Raw genomic sequence first — 17228 nt, 5'->3', positions numbered from 1 at the left:
CGCACTTTTTAGCTCACTGATAACGAAAGAATCGGTACATTAACGGGAAGGTTGATACCCTAAAAGGTATGGCTCCACGGACCACGAAGGGTCGTAACACGACCTCTACTAAAGCAAACACTAAGAAGACCACCCGCAAGCGCACCACCTCCCGAGGCGGTGCCCAGCGCGGTGCCAACGCGGCGAACCCTGTTGCGGGCGCTATCTCCTCCGTCTGGCTGAGCATTGCTCACGCTATCGGTGGGCTCTTCCGCTCCATTGGCGCGGTGCGCACCGACCTTGCGCCCGAAGACCGCCGCGACGGCGGCGCGCTCACCATCCTGCTGTTCGGCCTGATTAGCGCCGGAGTGGAGTGGTACAACTGGCGTGCCCACACCTCCCTCGGTTTGTTGCGAGCGCCCCTGGACGCCTGGCACACCATGTTGGGCGGTATTTTCGGTCAGGGCGCCCTGCTGATTCCAGTGTTCTGCCTCATCATGGCGTGGTGCGTTTTCCGTGGACCCGACCTGATTAAACGTAATAACCGCGTGGCGGTGGGTTCCTTCATCATGCTGGTGGCGACCTCCCTGTTCTTTGCTCGCCATGCGGGTCACCCGACCTTCGCGGATGGTTTTAACGCCGTCTGGGCTGGTGGCGGCGTGGCTGGCGTGCTGCTGGGCACCCCCATTGTGCGTGTGAGCGGCGGTATTGCGTTCGTTGAGATTCTGATTCACCTGCTGCTGGGTATTGCCGGTCTGATGGTTCTGACGAACACTCCGATTCGTCAGGTGGTGCCGCGTACCCTGCACCTGGTCGGTTTGGCTCTGGGTGAGAAGCCCAACGGCACGACTCGAACCTCCGTGAAGGACACCCCTTCGGATGCGACTCAGACCGTGGATTTAAACGCTGAGGAGCACGACCGTAGCTACCTGTACGAGGATGAGAAACCGGCACGCACGGCTCAGAAGTCTGGCGGCCTGTTCTCTCGTCTACGCGGCTGGTTGGGCTTTGCTCCCGCTGAGTCGACCGATTCTTCCCTGGACGAGTACGCCGGTGATGAAGCATTCGTGAGCGCCGTGGTGGATGAGACTCACCCGGAGACTACGCAGATGCCGGTACAGCCGGAGGATTCGGCACAGGACTCCGCTCAGCAGGCGCGCCCGGCGGCTAAGCCGAACCGCCTGTCCCGCCTGCCCGGTCGCCTCAACCAGGCACCGGCTGCGCAGGGTACGGCGCAGGGTGCTTCTGCGCAGAACAGCACTTATTCGAGTAGCCCCGACCTCTTCGACGTTGAGGCATCGGATGCACCCGCAGCCCGCCTGGACCAGGTGCAGCGCGCCGCCGTGGCGAACGGCCGCGTGAACCGTATTCCGGGTGAGGAACCCCTCTTTGACGTTGAAGCATACGACGGCTTCGGCGCTTCTGAGCAAGCTGCACCGCAGACGAAGCCGCACCAGGTAGTGAACCCCGCGCAGTCTGCCGCCCAGGCTTCCGCGCCCCAGGCTCATGCTGCATCTGCGGCTCAGCCTCCGATTCCGACCCGCATGCACTCGCCGGGTGCGCACCCGAAGAACGCGGCTCCCGCGGCGTCGCGAGCGCCCGAGGCTGGCGCATCCCGCCCGTTGCAGAACAACACTCAGGTGGCGACCACCGAGCAGGCGCGCGGCGAGCAGGTTGTGCAGTCCTCCCGCGGCACCTATGTGCTGCCCTCGGAGGAGATGCTGGTTTCCGGCCCTCCGGCTAAGGAATCGTCCGAGGTCAACGAGCACGTGGTTGAGGCTCTGACGAATGTGCTGGAGCAGTTCAAGGTGGATGCGCAGGTCACCGGTTTCTCGCGCGGCCCGACCGTGACCCGCTACGAGATTGAGCTGGGTCCCGCCACGAAGGTGGAGCGTGTGACCGCGCTGAGTAAGAACATTGCGTACGCTGTGGCGAGCCCGGATGTTCGTATTCTGTCCCCGATTCCGGGTAAGTCCGCGATTGGTATTGAGATTCCGAATACGGACCGTGAGACCGTTGCGCTGGGCGACGTGCTGCGTTCCCCGCAGGCTCACGCGAACCACCACCCGATGGTCATGGGTGTGGGTAAGGACGTTGAGGGCGGCTTCGTGCTGGCGAACCTTGCGAAGATGCCGCATATGCTGGTTGCCGGTGCGACCGGTGCCGGTAAGTCTTCGTTCGTGAACTCGATGATTACCTCGATTCTGATGCGCGCGACACCGGACCAGGTGCGCCTGGTGATGGTCGACCCGAAGCGTGTGGAGCTGACCGCATACGAGGGCATTCCGCACCTGATTACGCCCATCATTACGAACCCGAAGAAGGCTGCTGAGGCTCTTCAGTGGGTGGTTCGTGAGATGGACGCCCGCTATGATGACCTCGCCCATTACGGCTATAAGCACGTGGACGACTTCAACAAGGCGGTGCGTGAGGGTAAGGTTCAGCCCGATCCCGGTAGCAAGCGCACGGTGCACGAGTACCCGTATCTGTTGGTGATTGTGGACGAGCTTGCCGACCTGATGATGGTCGCTCCGCGTGACGTGGAAGAGGCGATTGTTCGTATTACGCAGCTGGCGCGTGCGGCGGGTATTCACCTGGTGCTGGCGACCCAGCGTCCGTCGGTGGATGTGGTGACCGGTCTGATTAAGGCGAACGTTCCGTCTCGTATGGCCTTTGCGACTTCTTCGGTCACTGACTCCCGCGTGGTGCTGGATCAGCCCGGCGCTGAGAAGCTGATTGGTCAGGGTGACGCGCTCTTCCTGCCGATGGGTGCCTCGAAGCCGATGCGTGTTCAGGGCGCGTGGGTGTCTGAATCTGAGATTCACGCCGTGGTTGAGCACGTGAAGAAGCAGGCGCCGACCATCTACCGTGAGGACGTGATGGTCTCTGCCGCGAAGAAGCAGATTGATGAGGAAATCGGCGATGACCTCGACGATCTGCTGCAGGCGGCGGAGATTGTGATTACGACCCAGTTCGGTTCGACCTCGATGCTGCAGCGTAAGCTGCGCATGGGCTTCGCGAAGGCTGGCCGCATCATGGACCTGCTGGAGTCGCAGGGCGTGGTGGGCCCCTCGGAAGGCTCGAAGGCGCGTGAGGTGCTGATCCGCCCGGATGACCTTCAGGCAACCCTGGCACGTATTCGCGGTGAGGAGCCTCCGGCTGCCGACCCGTACGCGAACGCGGTAGACCCGGGCGAGGCGGTCACCGACTATTTCGATGAGCCCGATGATGAGGGCTCGGAGGACGCCTGGCAGCTGACCGGCCGCTAGTGCCTCAGCGCCCTGCCCGCTCAGCTGACCCGCCCAACTAACCCACTCAGCCGAGTGAGCGTGCGACATACACCCCGTATCATCCCTGTGATGTCTGCTACGGCACACGTATAATGGACGGTACGGGGTGTTTGCGTATCCCCGATACGTTTAGGTGTCGGTGCGTACGCGGTCTCTCACCGTCGAAAGCCATCTACCCGTAAGGAGCCGTTATGAGTGAAGCTCGCAATTCCGTACCCGCCGGTGCGGTCAGCACAGCGAAGCCTTCGAACTGGAATGTGCCGAATGTGTTGACGGTTCTGCGTATTATTGCGGTTCCTTTCTTCATTGTTGCCCTGGTTTCGGGCGGTACTTTTGGTGCCGCTGATCCGACGCACCGCTGGCTGGCGTGGATTATTTTCATTCTTGCCATGCTCACGGACTGGGCGGACGGCTACCTGGCGCGCTCGCGTAACCTGATTACGAGCTTCGGCAAGATTGCTGACCCGATTGCCGATAAGTTCCTCACCGGTGCGGCGTTCATTGTGCTGTCTGCGCTGGGCGAGCTGTGGTGGTGGGTCACGATTGTGATTCTGCTGCGCGAGTGGGGCATTACGATCATGCGTCTGTTCGTCATTAAGTACGGTGTGATGGCCGCTAGTAAGGGCGGCAAGATTAAGACCGTGCTGCAGACGGTGGCGCTGGTTCTGATGCTTCTGCCGCTGGGTCAGCTGGGCCTTGGCTGGCTGATTCCCGATTGGGTTCTGATGGGCGCGGTTACCGCGATTACCGTATGGACCGGCCTGGTGTATGTGCGTGATGCGTATATTTTGCGTCGTAACTGGTTGCAGGCTCAGGCCTCCCAGGGCGGCGGTATGTAGAGGCGAGGGGAGTGGCGTGTGCTGCTCCCCTTCGCTGTACCTGCGGTGCGTTGTGTGCCGCGTGAGGTTTTGGGCGGCGGTTCGCCGCTGAAAGGAGAGAATGATGGTTCCCCTCGTACTTGAAGATGCTCTGTCCCTTGAGCTTTCCTCCGCTGAGGTTTTCTCCGGCACCCCGGAGGCGGCGGCGCTGCTGCTCCGCGATGCGGTGCGGTTGCGTGCCTCCCAGGAGGGCCCGGTGCTGGTGGCGACGGCTGAGTCGCTGACCGGCGGGGATGTGGGCGGCGCGATTTGTACGGTGCCGGGCGCATCCGCGTATTACCGCGGCGGCGTGATTTCCTATGCCTACGAGGTGAAGGCTCAGGTGTTGGGCGTGGACGCTCAGCTGCTGGCGCGTGAGGGTGCGGTGCATCCTGCGGTGGCGGTGCAGATGGCGGTCGGTGCGGCGCGCGTGTGCGGTGCCGATTATGCGGTGTCGACCACGGGCGTTGCCGGTCCTGATCCTGCGGATGGCCAGCCGGTGGGCACGGTCTATATCGGTGTGTGTTCCCCGGGCGGTTCTGAGGTGTTTGAACGCCACTATTCGGGGGACCGGGCGCAGATTCGTGCGGCGGCGAGCGCGGATGCGATTGCTCTGCTGGCGCGTGCGGTGCGCGGCGGTGCCGGTGGGGTTCTGGAGAACGAGCTGGCGTAGCGGGCGGGGCTGTGCTGGGCTGTGCTGTGCTGTGCGGTGCCTGAAGCGGCTGTGTAGTCGCCTGCGCGGCGCCTACCTGAGAAAAAGTTTTACGGCTCAAATATATTCACAGGGTTCTTTCAGCTCCGCAGGAATAAAGGCATAGGTTCGCCTGTTTGAATAGATACAAGCCTTAAGAAGAGAACGAAAATGGCGAGGCTCCTAGCCCGCGCCCCAAAAATCAGTTAGGCTTAACTCTGTACAGTCCCGCAGGTCGGGAATACCTACTCAGGAAAGTGATATAGAAGCTCATGGCTAAGCAGCGCGTATCGATTAATGGCATTACTAAGTGGAAGGAAATCGAGGAGACCCCCCGACAGGTCGCCCCGGTCGTTGAGGAAGCTAAGGTTGTTCCCCTGCGACAGGCAATCGGTGAGGTTCTTCGCGATGTTCGCCAGCGTCAGGGCCGCACCCTGCGCGAGGTTTCCCAGCGTGCCCGTGTTTCCCTCGGTTACCTGAGCGAAGTTGAGCGCGGTCAGAAGGAAGCTTCCTCCGAACTGCTGGCGTGGATTTGCCAGGCTCTGGACATTCCGATGTCCCAGATGCTGCGTGAGGTTGCCGACCGTATGGCGGTTCTCGAGGGCGTTCAGATCCCGGATACTGTTCCGGCTGAGATGTCCGAGCAGTACAAGAGCGATTACTACATTCTCTCGAAGTAACGAGAAGCGGCACATGCCGCGCTAAACGTGAAGCGATGCCGTGCATCCCCCGTAAGGTGGGGGTGCGCGGCATCGCTTATTCTTGGCTAATGCGACGAATTATGAAGCGAACTAGCGGTGAAACGGAGGAATGCTTGTGAAGCTGAGCGAATTTTGGGCGTGCATGGAGTATGAGTTCGGTGCCGGGTATGCGCCAGTGCTGGCGCGTGACTTGGTGCTAGGGTCGCTGGGCCATGTGACCGCTGCGGAGGCGCTGGACCAGGGCGTTAACCCGAAGGATGTGTGGCTTGCGATCTGTGAGGAGCAGGAGATTCCGCAGGAGCGCCGCCTGGGTCCCGATAAGGAGCCGTTGCGCTAGTCGGTAAGTCTGGCGTTTTCTAACGTAGGGGCGGGGCCTGCCGTTTGTTCGAGTGCTAGCGCCTGCGCGGGAGGTATTTTCGAATAATTAGCCGATAATCTGGGGATTTTCGAAAATATATGCCGAAACACTATCCGATTTATTCGAAACTGGGTCGTAATTTTGTTCGACTCGTGCTAGACTTTTCCACATCAGGAATTTTTCGGAAAAATCTTCAAAGTTTTCCACAGATTTTAAAAAATGGCCTTATCCTGTCAGGCTGTGACCCTAGAGTAGTCTCAGAAGGAACCGGTAGGCCAAAACCTTCAAGGTCTCGATTACGAGTCCCACCGATTCCGAAGAAACATTACTCCCGTCAACCACTGACAACACAAAGAACGAGGTACTACCGTGGCTAAGAACACCAAGTCTCAGAGCGTAGCTCGCGTTCCCGAAGAGGGTCGCGCCAAGGCACTTGAAGCCGTGATGGCACAGATCGATAAGAACTACGGCAAGGGTGCAGTCATGCGCCTGGGCGATAAGGAAATCACCAAGACCGAGGTTATCTCCACCGGCGCTATCGCTCTGGATGCCGCTCTGGGTATTGGCGGTCTGCCCCGCGGCCGCGTCATCGAGATTTACGGTCCCGAGTCCTCCGGTAAGACCACCGTTGCACTGCACGCTGTAGCGAACGTTCAGAAGGCAGGCGGCGTGGCAGCGTTCATTGACGCCGAGCACGCGCTGGACCCGATTTACGCGGCTAAGCTGGGCGTGGACATCGACCAGCTGCTGGTCTCTCAGCCCGACACCGGTGAGCAGGCGCTGGAAATCATGGACATGCTGGTTGGTTCCGGCGCCGTTGATATCGTGGTCGTCGACTCCGTTGCCGCGCTGGTACCCCGCGCCGAAATTGAAGGCGACATGGGTGACTCCCACGTGGGTCTGCAGGCTCGCCTCATGAGCCAGGCGCTGCGTAAGATTACCGGCCGCCTCTCCGCAACCGGCACCACCGCAATCTTCATCAACCAGCTGCGTGAGAAGATTGGCGTCTTCTTCGGCTCTCCCGAAACCACCACCGGTGGTAAGGCGCTGAAGTTCTACGCTTCGGTCCGTATCGACATCCGCCGCATTGAGACCCTCAAGGACGGCGCTAACCCGATCGGTAACCGCACCCGCGCCAAGATCGTGAAGAACAAGATGGCTCCGCCCTTCAAGCAGGCTGAGTTCGATATTCTCTACGGTGAGGGCATCTCCGTTGAGGGCGGCATCCTGGACCTGGCGGTGGAGAACGACATCGTCAAGAAGTCCGGCGCATGGTTCACCTACGACGGTGAGCAGCTGGGCCAGGGCCGCGAGAACGTTCGTAAGCTGCTCAAGGACAACCCCGAGCTCACCGAGGAACTGCAGTACAAGGTTCTGGTGAAGCTGGGCATCATTGAGGAAGAAGCTGACGAGCAGGCAGCTGCTGAGTCCGAGGGTAACGACCCGCTGGACGAGCTGGCTGAGGAGTTCTAAACCCGCCCACGTAGCTTCTTGCTAACACCACGACTGATTGCCGTGTGCTGTGCATTCCGCACGGTGCACGGCAATCTGTCGTTAACGGGGGGTGCGTTAAATGGAGCGCCAGCGGGTGCCGGGACAGCGCCTCGTTACAATGGGGGAGCGCCGTATAGCCCGGCGCACGGGCCATCAAGCGACCCAACACAGGGGAGAGGAGGAACTGAACATGACGGAACAGCGCATGACGGAACAGAACGGTCATGAAGAGCGCGAGCGAAACAGCGCGCGTGATGGCGACGCCGGTTTTGCGGCGCTGGATGCGACCGAACCGCACTTCGGTTCCTCAGTGCTTGGTGATTCTGTATTCTCAGCCTCTGTTTCCTTTGAGTCTGCTATTTCCTTTGAACCTGCAGCCCCGCCGGTTGAGGTAGGCGGCTTCGAGGCACTCAATTTTGAGGTGCCCGCCGCCCTGGCGGAGCCCACCCTCAACTGGGAGGCGCCGCAGGCTACTGTTCCCGCTGTTGAAGAGCCCCCGTATGAGGAAGAGCCCCCATACCCTGATGAGCCTCCCTATGAGGGTGAACCTCCCTATGAGGACGAACCTCCCTATCCGGCAGAGCCTTTGTACCCTGAAGCAGAGTACGCGGGGGAATATTGGGTACCCTCGGACGAAGCGGCACCCGCAGACGCGATAGCGAAGAAGCATGGGGGCCAAGAAACCGCACCCCAGAAACCTAAGCCGAAAGCGCGGCAGGCTGAAAAGCCCGCGCCTCAGAAGAAGCCAGCGGCTAAGAAGAAGTTAGCGTCCGCAGAAAACGCACCCAAAAAGTGGGTGCGGAACAGGGCCGCGGATTCGGTAGTCGCTGAGGAGTTCCCGGACTGGCACCCCGCCGCGCACGGCTTTGTTGAAGAAAGCATTGCCCGCGATAACGGCGGCGACTACGCCGGGGAGTTCCGCGTACCCGAGCTGCCCCTGCAGGCTGTGCCCTCCGGCGCTGTACTTTCCGATGCTGTGCCATCAGGCTTTGGGAAAGACGGCGAGTCGCAGCGCCGCAGCCTGCTCGTTGACCCGAACCTGCCCGCCATCTCCATTGACGAAGCGCCCGTTCGTGCTTTTACCCCCGGCGGCGCCGAACCGCGCCCTATGGCGGCGGGGCGCATGAGTCGAGCCGGTGCCGCCTCCATCGGATCGGGGCTCACCGCCGAAGAGAAGGAAGAAATCGAGAGGCAAGCCGCTCAGCGGGATAAGCAGAAGAAACGCAAGTCTTCGCGCGCCTCCAAGAACACCGACTACAAGCGCGGGTTCCGCCGCATGAGTGCGGCGCAGCAAGAGAAAATGCGGAGCCGCTCGCCCTACGCGCCCGCCTTCGGGGCTCGAAATGACGACGAGGAAACCCGCAAGAGTCCTGCGGGCCGCGGCTCGGGGAGCAACCTATTTAGGGAGGGAAGTAGCTTGAATGAAGAACTCACCCCCGCCGAAGAAGCACTCATTCGCGGTATTGCCGAGGAGGAAGCACAGGGCGTCGGTATTGGCAAGCGCCGTGCCGCTTCGGCTGGATCCCCAAAGGGCGGTTCTCCGACACGCGGTTTTCAGAAGGGAAGCGCTTCCTCACAGGCGGAAGGCGCTGTGACCTCCTGGAAGCAGAAGGTGCGTGCCGCCCGAGCCGCGGAAGAAACAGACCCGTACACGCGCGCTAAAACCATCGTGTACAACCAGCTGGCGTACTCGGCAAAAACCCGAGGTCAGCTGCGTAAGAAGCTGCAGGCAGAAGGCTTCGAGGCCGAGCTCATTGAGCCGCTGCTCGATAAGTTCGAGGCTGCAAAACTCATTGATGACGCCGAATACGCCCAAAGCTTTGTGGCGCAGAAGAGCCGCACCAAGAAGCTCTCCCGCGCCGCGCTACGCCGCGAGCTCGCTGAACGCGGGGTGCGCGGTGAAGAGGCAGAGAACGCCCTGGCTCAGCGCACCGACGAGCAGGAACGTGAGGACGCCGCCGAGCTGGTGCGTAAGAAGCTGCGCCCCGGTATGGATTTGAGCGACCGCGCTGAAAAGGATAAGGTGACCCGCCGACTGCTGGGGATGCTGGCTCGCCGCGGGTACTCCTCTTCGGTGTCGATGTCGGTGATTCGTGAGGAACTTGCTGCCTACGGTGCGGAGGACGAGCTCTGGTAGTTTACTGCCCTGGCAGGGGACAATCAGGTACGCATCGTCAACGAGCATCCGTCAACCAGCTCAAAGGGTGAGCCCACTACAGAGATACTCTGTGGCGGGCTCACCCTTTACACTTTTGAATTTTATAAAACGCCTTGTCGAAGGCTATATCCGCTGTTTACTCTGCTGCTTATTCAGCGGCACCCAGACGCTCCGCGAATTCGGCGAGGGTTGCATCCTGAGAACCGGCGATCTCAAGGAACAGACGCATCAGTTGCGCACCTTCACGGCGAATACGCGGCAACAAGTCAGAACGCGACGAGGAAGAGTACAACTCCAGCAGCGCGCACACGGTCACCGCTGCGCACACGGCAAGATCTTCCGCCAGGTGCTCATCCAGCGGGGCGTCCTCGAAGAGGGCAGAGTACAGCGCCGGCAGCGCCTTCTTGCGGTCCACCCGGTAGCGCGGGTACTCCGGCGAGGAGGGGAAGCCCAGCATCGCCTCAACGAAGGGGAAGCCGCGGTGGTGCAGGCAGGTGCCCTCCGCATCGACCATGCGCACCTGCGCGCCGTCCGCCGAACCGATCAGCACGTTCTGCGGCGAAAAATCGCCCGAAGAGAGCATATACACCCTGCCGCGGTTGAGCTTGAACTGCTCGGGTACCGGCGGGCGTTTGGTAAAGAAAGGCTGCAGAACGCGGCGGAAACGGAAGGACAGCTCCTCAACGGCGGCGGGAAGAACGGGCGCGTCCTCATGTGCGGCGGGGCTAGAATCGGGGCTAGAGTCAGCACCGTGCTCGGGGGTGCGCGCCTCATCAGCCACACCGTACAGCTTCTTCAAACCGCGCTCGGCCAAACCCGGCGAGGCAATAGCGCCCGGGAACTGCGCCTTGCGGTCGGCACGCGCCAGGTTCAGGCGGTAATCCTCCACCGTCTCACCCATAATGCCGCTGGCGGCAAGGCAACGGTACGCCTCAATGTAGTAGTTCAGAGCGTCCAGCGCTTGCTGTTCGGTGCCCTCCAGCAGGGCGTGGGCGACCGAATACTGCTCGCCCTCAACGGTTCCGGCGCTCACATCCTCCAGAGCCAGCACACGCAGCTCAGGATCCGCGCCGTAGAGCTGCGGGAACAGGCCCGGAACCTGCAGGTTCAGCGCCTCCAAACCGTAACGCTCACGCAGGTACCCGAAACCGCCCGCGTTCACCGTCGAATCCTTACGGCGGTAACGCTTCACAATAATCGAGGTCGGCAAAGACTCCGCAGACTCGACTGCAGGCTCATACGCCACACGCACCACAACCGAACGCATGCCGGTGCCCAGAATCTGTACGCGCTCAACCGCGCGGGCAGCCACCTGATCCAAAGAATGCGCCCAGCTAAGCAGCTGCATCAGGTTCTGACGCATCGAGGCAGAATCAGCGCTCGCCTGAGGCGGCACGGGGGAGTATGCGGCAATTGCCTCCTCAATGAGGGCGCTCAGATGCTCCACGTTAGGGGCGGGAGCGGAAGAATCGTTTGGTGACAGAGCCGGAAAGTTACTACTAAGGGAAACCTGCATAGAGCCATTATCCCCCATCGGATACCCTATAGGGCATGACTTCGACCCTCAGCGATTCCGCCCAGACCCCCGAAACCAGCCCCCGCACCTACGAAGTGCGCACTTTCGGCTGCCAGATGAACGTGCACGACTCCGAACGAATGTCCGGCCTGCTGGAGGCTAACGGCTACGTTCGCGCTGAGGAAGGCACCCAGCCCGACCTGGTTGTTTTCAACACCTGCGCGGTCCGCGAAAACGCTTCCAACCGCCTGTACGGTCACCTCGGCCAGCTCGCACCGGTCAAGCGCAGCCACAAGGGCATGCAGATCGCCGTGGGTGGCTGCCTGGCGCAGAAGGACCAGGACGCCATCATTGAGAAGGCACCCTGGGTTGACGTCGTGTTTGGTACCCACAACATTGGTTCCCTGCCGGCATTGCTGGAGCGTGCCCGCCACAACCACGAGGCGCAGGCAGAACTGCTCGAATCCCTCGAAGTTTTCCCCTCCACCCTGCCTACTAAGCGCGATCACGTGTACTCCGGCTGGGTGTCCATCTCCGTGGGCTGTAACAACACCTGCACCTTCTGCATCGTGCCGTCCCTGCGCGGTAAGGAGAAGGACCGCCGCCCCGGCGACATCCTTGCTGAGGTTCAGGCGCTGGTCGATGACGGCGCTATTGAGGTGACCCTGCTCGGTCAGAACGTGAACTCCTACGGCGTGGAGTTCGGCGACCGCCAGGCGTTCTCCAAGCTACTGCGCGCCTGCGGTGAAATTGAGGGCCTGGAGCGTGTACGCTTCACCTCCCCGCACCCGGCAATGTTCACCGACGACGTGATTGACGCGATGGCGGAGACCCCGAACGTCATGCCCGTGCTGCACATGCCGCTGCAGTCCGGCTCCGATAAGGTGCTTAAGGATATGCGCCGTTCCTACCGTTCCAAGAAGTTCCTGAACATTCTGGAGAAGGTGCGCGAGCGCATCCCGAACGCCGTGATTACCACCGACATTATTGTGGGCTTCCCCGGCGAGACTGAAGAGGACTTCCAGGACACCCTGAAGGTTGTGGAGCAGGCTCGTTTCTCCTCCGCGTTCACCTTCCAGTACTCGATCCGCCCCGGCACCCCGGCGGCGACCATGGAGAACCAGATTCCGAAGGAGGTCGTGCAGGAACGCTACGAGCGTCTGATTGCCCTGCAGGACCGCATCGCCGGTGAAGAGAACCGCAAGCAGCTCGGTAAGACCGTTGAGCTGATGGTTGTTGCGGAGGCGGGCCGTAAGGCTGAGCAGACTCATCGCCTCTCCGGTCGCGGCCCGGACCAGCGCCTCGTGCACTTCTCGGTGCCCGAGGGCTGCGAAGCTCCCCGCCCCGGCGACATGGTCACCGTGCCCATTACCGAGGCTGGCTCCTTCCACCTGATTTCTGACCCGACCGCCGAGCAGTACCAGCTGCGCCGCACCCGCGCCGGTGACGCGTGGGACCGCTCCCAAGCTGACTCGTGCGGTACCGGCACCACCCAGGTGCCCGGTGCGCCGGTGGGTCTGGGCATGCCGACCATCGGTCTGCGCCCCTAAAACCTATAACGAATCATGCGCCCTGTTCTTCAGGCTCGCACCGCCACCGCAAGTGGGGGTGAGGGAACCGGTAGAATGGGGCGCATGACTATCTCCGAAACTCTGCCCGTTATCGCTATTGTGGGCCCGACCGGCACCGGTAAGAGCGCGCTCGCGATTGAGCTGGCTCTGCGCCTGAACGGTGAGTGCATTAACGCCGACTCCATGCAGTTCTACCGGGGCATGGACATCGGTACCGCGAAGGTCACCGCTGAGGAGATGCGCGGCGTCCCGCACCACCTGCTGGACATTATGGATGTGCGGGATGAGGCGTCCGTGGCGGAGTTTCAGAAGCGTAGCCGTGAGCTGATTGAGCAGATTCGCGGCCGTGGCCGCTACCCGATTCTGGTGGGTGGTTCCGGCCTGTATGTGCGTGCCGCCCTGGATAAGTTGGAGTTTCCCGGCACGGATGCGCGGGTGCGTGAGCGTCTGGAGGAGCAGGCACGTACCGAGGGTATTGGTGTTCTGCATGCCCGCCTGGCGGAGGTCGACCCGGAGTCGGCAGCGCGCGTGAAGGATGAGCGTCGCATTATTCGTGCCCTGGAGGTGTTCGAGGTGACGGGCCGGCCGTTCTCGGCGTTTATGCCGGTGCGTGAGTACGTGACGGAGAGTGTTCAGATTGGTCTGGATATGGATCGTGCCCTGCTACACGAGCGTCTGCACCGCCGCGTGGAGCTGATGCATGAGCAGGGGCTGCTCGATGAGATTCGCACACTGAACGAGCAGGGGTTGCAGGAGGGGAAGACCGCCTCCCGCGCGATTGGTTACGCGCAGTTCGCTCGCGCCTTTGAGGATGCGGACTACAGTGTGGAGCAGGCGATTGAGGATACGACGATTGCTACCCGCCAGTTTGCGCGCCGCCAGCTGACCTGGTTCCGTGCGGACCCGCGTGTGCACTGGCTGGATGCGCTCTCACCCACCCTGGTCGATGAGGCGGAAGCCATCATCCGAGGAAGTACCCGATAAGCCACAATAACGAGCCGTAGCCAAACAGATACCCCTTCGAACCGGTCGTCGCGGTAAAATCATAGACGGACTGGTCACCGACTTTAAGGACAGCATATGAGCGAGAACCCTTCCATCTGGGGCGAGCTGGCAGGCCTAACCCTCACCAAAGGTCACGGCACCGGTAACGATTTCGTCTTCGTGACGGACGAAAACGCAGAGATTGCCCTCACCCCCGAGCTGGTCGCCCGCGTCTGCGACCGCCACTTCGGCATCGGTGCGGACGGCTTCGTTCGTGCTGCCCACAGCACCGCCTCCCGCGCGGGTCAGAAGCTCCTCGAGGAATACCCTGACGCTGTGTGGTTCATGGACTACCGCAACGGTGACGGCTCTATCGCAGAGATGTGCGGCAACGGCGTGCGAGCCTTCGTGGAGTACCTGCGCACCGAGGGCCTGATAGAGCTTGAGGTGGGCGAGACCGTGCAGATTGGTACCCGTGCCGGCGTGAAGACTGTGGCACGCACCGAAGAGGGCTACGCGATTGATATGGGCCCGTGGAGCTTTATTCACGGTGACGCCGCCCGTGAGGGAGGCGAGGACTGCCTGGTGTCTGCCCGCGGCCTGAAGACTCCGCGTGCTGGCCTGTCCATCTCGATGGGCAACCCGCACACCGTGGTCATGCTCGGCTCCGAGGGCAAGCTGGACGGCCTGGATTTGCACAGCCAGCCGCAGGTCAACCCCGTGCCCGCAGATGGCACGAACGTCGAATTTGTGGTTCCGGTCGATTTGGAAAACGATGGTGGTTCACATGTTGGCGCTATCCGTATGCGCGTGCACGAACGCGGAGTAGGCGAGACTCTGTCGTGCGGTACCGGCGCGTGTGCGGCCGCCGCAGCCACCCGATTCTGGGGCGGCGAGGAAGCACCGGACGAATGGCTCGTACACGTGCCCGGCGGTACCCTCGCGGTGACTTTCGTGCTGGGCCCGGACGACCTGGAGCATGTTGTCTTGGCTGGTCCGGCGCAGATGGTTGCGACCGTCGTGTTGCGATAACGAACAGTCTTAGATAGAGACTTGATATAGACAAACGGCGGGTGTTTTCTGAACTTGTTGTCAGAAAACACCCGCCGCTTTTATGTTTTTTAGCAATCTGCGCTACAGGTTTTAGTCCTCGTAGCGGTGCACCCGCAGAATACGGAAGCCCTTCGCCGTTGCGTAGCGTGACACCTCAAACTCGCCTGGGTACAGCTCGTCCAGCTTCGCATCCAGCCACTTCTGCAGTGAGTCGGAGCCGAGGTTCTTCTGCACCACCAGGTATGCCTCCCCCTCGGGGGCCAGGCGTGGCAACCAGGTCAGCAGAATCTCGTGTAGAACCTCCTTGCCTACGCGAATTGGCGGATTCGACCAGATGGTGTCGAATCGCAGCTCAGGGTCCACTGAGTCGGGGGTTCCCACGGTGACGTTCGGTAGTCCGAGCGCAGCGGCGTTGCACTCAGTCAGGCTGATGGAGCGGGAGTTGACGTCCACGGCGTGCACCTGAGCCTGCGGGGCGAGCATCGCCAGGGTCAGGGTGATGGGGCCCCAACCGCAGCCGATATCAAGGAGGCGCTCGCCGCGGGGTTCGGGCGCCTCCTGAAGCAGGATGGCCGTGCCCTTATCAATACCGGAGGGGCTGAAGATGCCGTTGGCGGTGGTGACGGTGACCTTGCGGCCTACCAGCTCCACCTGCACGGGGCGGGGCTTGAACTCCGTCTCGGGGATCTCAGAAAAGTAATGCTGCTCGCTCATGCTATCCAGTGTACCGGGCGGCCCGCGCCCTCCGGCTTCCGGGGCCGAACGGCGCCCTGATCCCGCCTGATGCTCATGGCCCGCACACCGCCGTGCCCGCCTGCACGCCCTGAGTGCACAGGTGACCAAACCCCCTACCCGAGTGGGGCAACGGCGGTAGAATGGAAGGCGTATGACTTCTAAGAATAATTCCGTATCCGAGGCCGAGAAGCTGCCGAGCGACGAGCAGCTGCGCCGCACCGTGGACCGCGTTCTGGGCCGCTCCCAGTCCGCCCCCTCACTGACCACCTACGATGCCGCGGGCACCGCGCATCACGAGAGCGCGCCGACGCGCGGTAGCCACCGCGTGCTCGACACCCGCGCGCGTGAAATTTCCGATGTTCAGCGCGAGCACTCCGAGTTCGATGGAGACCAGGAAGACCTCGCCGAGCGCCGCGCCCTGCGCCGAGTAGCTAACCTCTCCACCGAGCTGGAGGACGTGACCGAGGTCGAGTACCGCCAGCTGCGCCTGGAGCGCGTGGTGCTGGCTGGCCTGTGGACCGAAGGCACCGTCGAGGACGCCGAGAACTCCCTGCGTGAGCTGGCCGCGCTGGCCGAGACCGCAGGCTCCGAGGTACTGGACGGCCTGGTTCAGCGCCGCCTCAAGCCCGATCCGGGCACCTTCCTCGGCTCCGGCAAGGCCCTCGAGCTCAAGGACATTGTGGAGGCCACCGGCGCCGACACCGTGATTGTCGACTCCGAGCTGGCTCCCTCTCAGCGTCGTGCCCTCGAAGACATTGTGAAGGTCAAGGTCATTGACCGCACCGCCCTGATTCTCGACATCTTCGCTCAGCACGCTAAGTCCCGCGAAGGTAAGGCGCAGGTTGAGCTGGCTCAGCTGGAGTACATGCTGCCGCGTCTGCGTGGTTGGGGTGCGTCCCTGTCCCGTCAGGCCGGTGGCCGTGCCGCCTCCGGTGAAGGCATCGGCTCGCGTGGTCCCGGTGAAACCAAGATCGAGATGGACCGTCGCCGCCTGCGCGCCCGCATGGCCAAGCTCAAGCGTGAAATCGCCGCGATGGCTCCGGCCCGCGAGACGAAGCGCCTGAACCGCCGCCGCAACCGCGTGCCCTCGGTGGCTATTGCCGGTTACACGAACGCCGGTAAGTCCTCCCTGCTGAACCGTCTGACCGATGCCGGCGTGCTCGTGGAGAATGCCCTGTTCGCAACCCTGGACCCGACCGTCCGTAAGGCGCAGACCCCCGACGGCATCGGCTATACCCTCTCCGACACGGTGGGCTTCGTGCGTTCGTTGCCGACCCAGCTGGTTGAGGCGTTCCGCTCCACCCTGGAGGAGGTTGCGGACGCCGACGTGATCCTGCACGTGGTGGATGCTTCGCACCCCGACCCGGAGGGCCAGATTCGCGCGGTCCGCGAGGTCTTTGCCGAGGTGGATGCCCGCCACATCCCCGAAATCATTGTGCTGAATAAGGCGGACGCCGCCGACCCGTTCGTACTGGAACGTATGCGTCAGCGCGAGCCGGAGCATGTGATTGTTTCGGCGCGTACCGGTGAGGGCATCGAGGAGCTTAAGCAGAAGATTGCGGACACGATTCCGCGCCCTTCGATTGAGGTCAAGCTGCTGATTCCCTACAACCACGGTGAGATTATTTCGCGCCTACACGAGTGGGATGCCGAAATTAAGAGCACTGATTTCGTGTCGGACGGCACGTTCGTAGTGGCTCTGGTCCGTGAAGATGTCGCTTCGGATCTGGCCGAGTATGTGCTGGAGGGCGACCTGCTGAAGGTCCTGGAAGAGGAGCTGGCTGAGGCCCGCGCCCTCACAGCCGAGGCCGATACCGCCGAGACTCACTAGGAACCGGTCA

At 62.0% G+C, this 17228-nt stretch carries 13 protein-coding genes; 11 read left to right on the top strand and 2 right to left on the bottom strand.

Annotation, left to right across the window (positions count from 1 at the left end; genetic code table 11):
• Nucleotides 1-68 precede the first annotated feature (68 nt).
• From QZ822_RS07295 to QZ822_RS07265, 7 genes are all read left to right on the top strand, one after another.
• The gene (locus QZ822_RS07295) at nucleotides 69-3248 is read left to right on the top strand and encodes a DNA translocase FtsK 4TM domain-containing protein (protein WP_294643671.1); all 3180 of its coding nucleotides are present in this window, start codon (nucleotides 69-71) and stop codon (nucleotides 3246-3248) included.
• A 212-nt stretch (nucleotides 3249-3460) separates the two neighbouring features.
• Entirely contained in the window at nucleotides 3461-4108 is a 648-nt protein-coding gene (gene pgsA, locus QZ822_RS07290; protein ID WP_294643669.1) for a CDP-diacylglycerol--glycerol-3-phosphate 3-phosphatidyltransferase, read from the top strand.
• A 100-nt stretch (nucleotides 4109-4208) separates the two neighbouring features.
• Nucleotides 4209-4799: a CinA family protein gene (locus QZ822_RS07285; RefSeq protein WP_294643667.1), complete on the top strand. Its 591-nt coding sequence runs from the start codon at nucleotides 4209-4211 to the stop codon at nucleotides 4797-4799.
• Nucleotides 4800-5089: 290 nt separating this feature from the next.
• A complete protein-coding gene (locus QZ822_RS07280; RefSeq protein ID WP_005507109.1) occupies nucleotides 5090-5497 on the top strand; it encodes a helix-turn-helix domain-containing protein in 408 nt (135 codons plus the stop codon).
• Nucleotides 5498-5633: 136 nt separating this feature from the next.
• Nucleotides 5634-5855 carry a DUF3046 domain-containing protein gene (locus QZ822_RS07275; RefSeq protein WP_005507110.1) on the top strand — a complete coding sequence of 74 codons (222 nt, stop codon included), beginning with the start codon at nucleotides 5634-5636 and terminating at the stop codon, nucleotides 5853-5855.
• A gap of 390 nt (nucleotides 5856-6245) precedes the next feature.
• Nucleotides 6246-7349 (top strand): recombinase RecA, encoded by a 1104-nt coding sequence (recA, locus tag QZ822_RS07270; RefSeq protein ID WP_005507111.1) that lies wholly within the window; start codon nucleotides 6246-6248, stop codon nucleotides 7347-7349.
• Nucleotides 7350-7560: 211 nt separating this feature from the next.
• The gene (locus QZ822_RS07265; protein ID WP_294643664.1) at nucleotides 7561-9507 is read left to right on the top strand and encodes a regulatory protein RecX; all 1947 of its coding nucleotides are present in this window, start codon (nucleotides 7561-7563) and stop codon (nucleotides 9505-9507) included.
• Nucleotides 9508-9676: 169 nt separating this feature from the next.
• Here QZ822_RS07265 and QZ822_RS07260 read toward each other — a convergent pair whose 3' ends face one another.
• Nucleotides 9677-11044, bottom strand: a complete 1368-nt coding sequence (locus tag QZ822_RS07260) for a hemin ABC transporter substrate-binding protein (protein WP_294643662.1) — start codon at nucleotides 11042-11044, stop codon at nucleotides 9677-9679.
• 35 nt (nucleotides 11045-11079) lie between these two features.
• On the opposite strand from QZ822_RS07260, the gene miaB reads away from it, so the two are divergent.
• The 3 genes from miaB to dapF all read left to right on the top strand — a co-directional run bounded on the left by miaB (nucleotide 11080) and on the right by dapF (nucleotide 14631).
• A complete protein-coding gene (gene miaB / locus QZ822_RS07255) occupies nucleotides 11080-12594 on the top strand; it encodes a tRNA (N6-isopentenyl adenosine(37)-C2)-methylthiotransferase MiaB (RefSeq protein WP_294643660.1) in 1515 nt (504 codons plus the stop codon).
• 75 nt (nucleotides 12595-12669) lie between these two features.
• Nucleotides 12670-13599: a tRNA (adenosine(37)-N6)-dimethylallyltransferase MiaA gene (gene miaA / locus QZ822_RS07250; RefSeq protein ID WP_294643658.1), complete on the top strand. Its 930-nt coding sequence runs from the start codon at nucleotides 12670-12672 to the stop codon at nucleotides 13597-13599.
• 96 nt (nucleotides 13600-13695) lie between these two features.
• Complete coding sequence (dapF, locus tag QZ822_RS07245; RefSeq protein WP_294643657.1) at nucleotides 13696-14631, top strand: diaminopimelate epimerase; 936 nt, start codon at nucleotides 13696-13698, stop codon at nucleotides 14629-14631.
• 111 nt (nucleotides 14632-14742) lie between these two features.
• Here dapF and QZ822_RS07240 read toward each other — a convergent pair whose 3' ends face one another.
• Nucleotides 14743-15366 carry a class I SAM-dependent methyltransferase gene (locus tag QZ822_RS07240; RefSeq protein WP_294643655.1) on the bottom strand — a complete coding sequence of 208 codons (624 nt, stop codon included), beginning with the start codon at nucleotides 15364-15366 and terminating at the stop codon, nucleotides 14743-14745.
• Between the two features lie 172 nt (nucleotides 15367-15538).
• On the opposite strand from QZ822_RS07240, the gene hflX reads away from it, so the two are divergent.
• A complete protein-coding gene (hflX, locus tag QZ822_RS07235; RefSeq protein WP_294643653.1) occupies nucleotides 15539-17218 on the top strand; it encodes a GTPase HflX in 1680 nt (559 codons plus the stop codon).
• Nucleotides 17219-17228 lie beyond the last annotated feature (10 nt).

Origin of the sequence: uncultured Rothia sp. (assembly GCF_916715725.1) — a bacterium.
GTDB lineage: Bacteria > Actinomycetota > Actinomycetes > Actinomycetales > Micrococcaceae > Rothia.
Note: the sequence above shows the minus strand (reverse complement) of the source record. Positions and strands in the feature narration are given on the sequence as shown.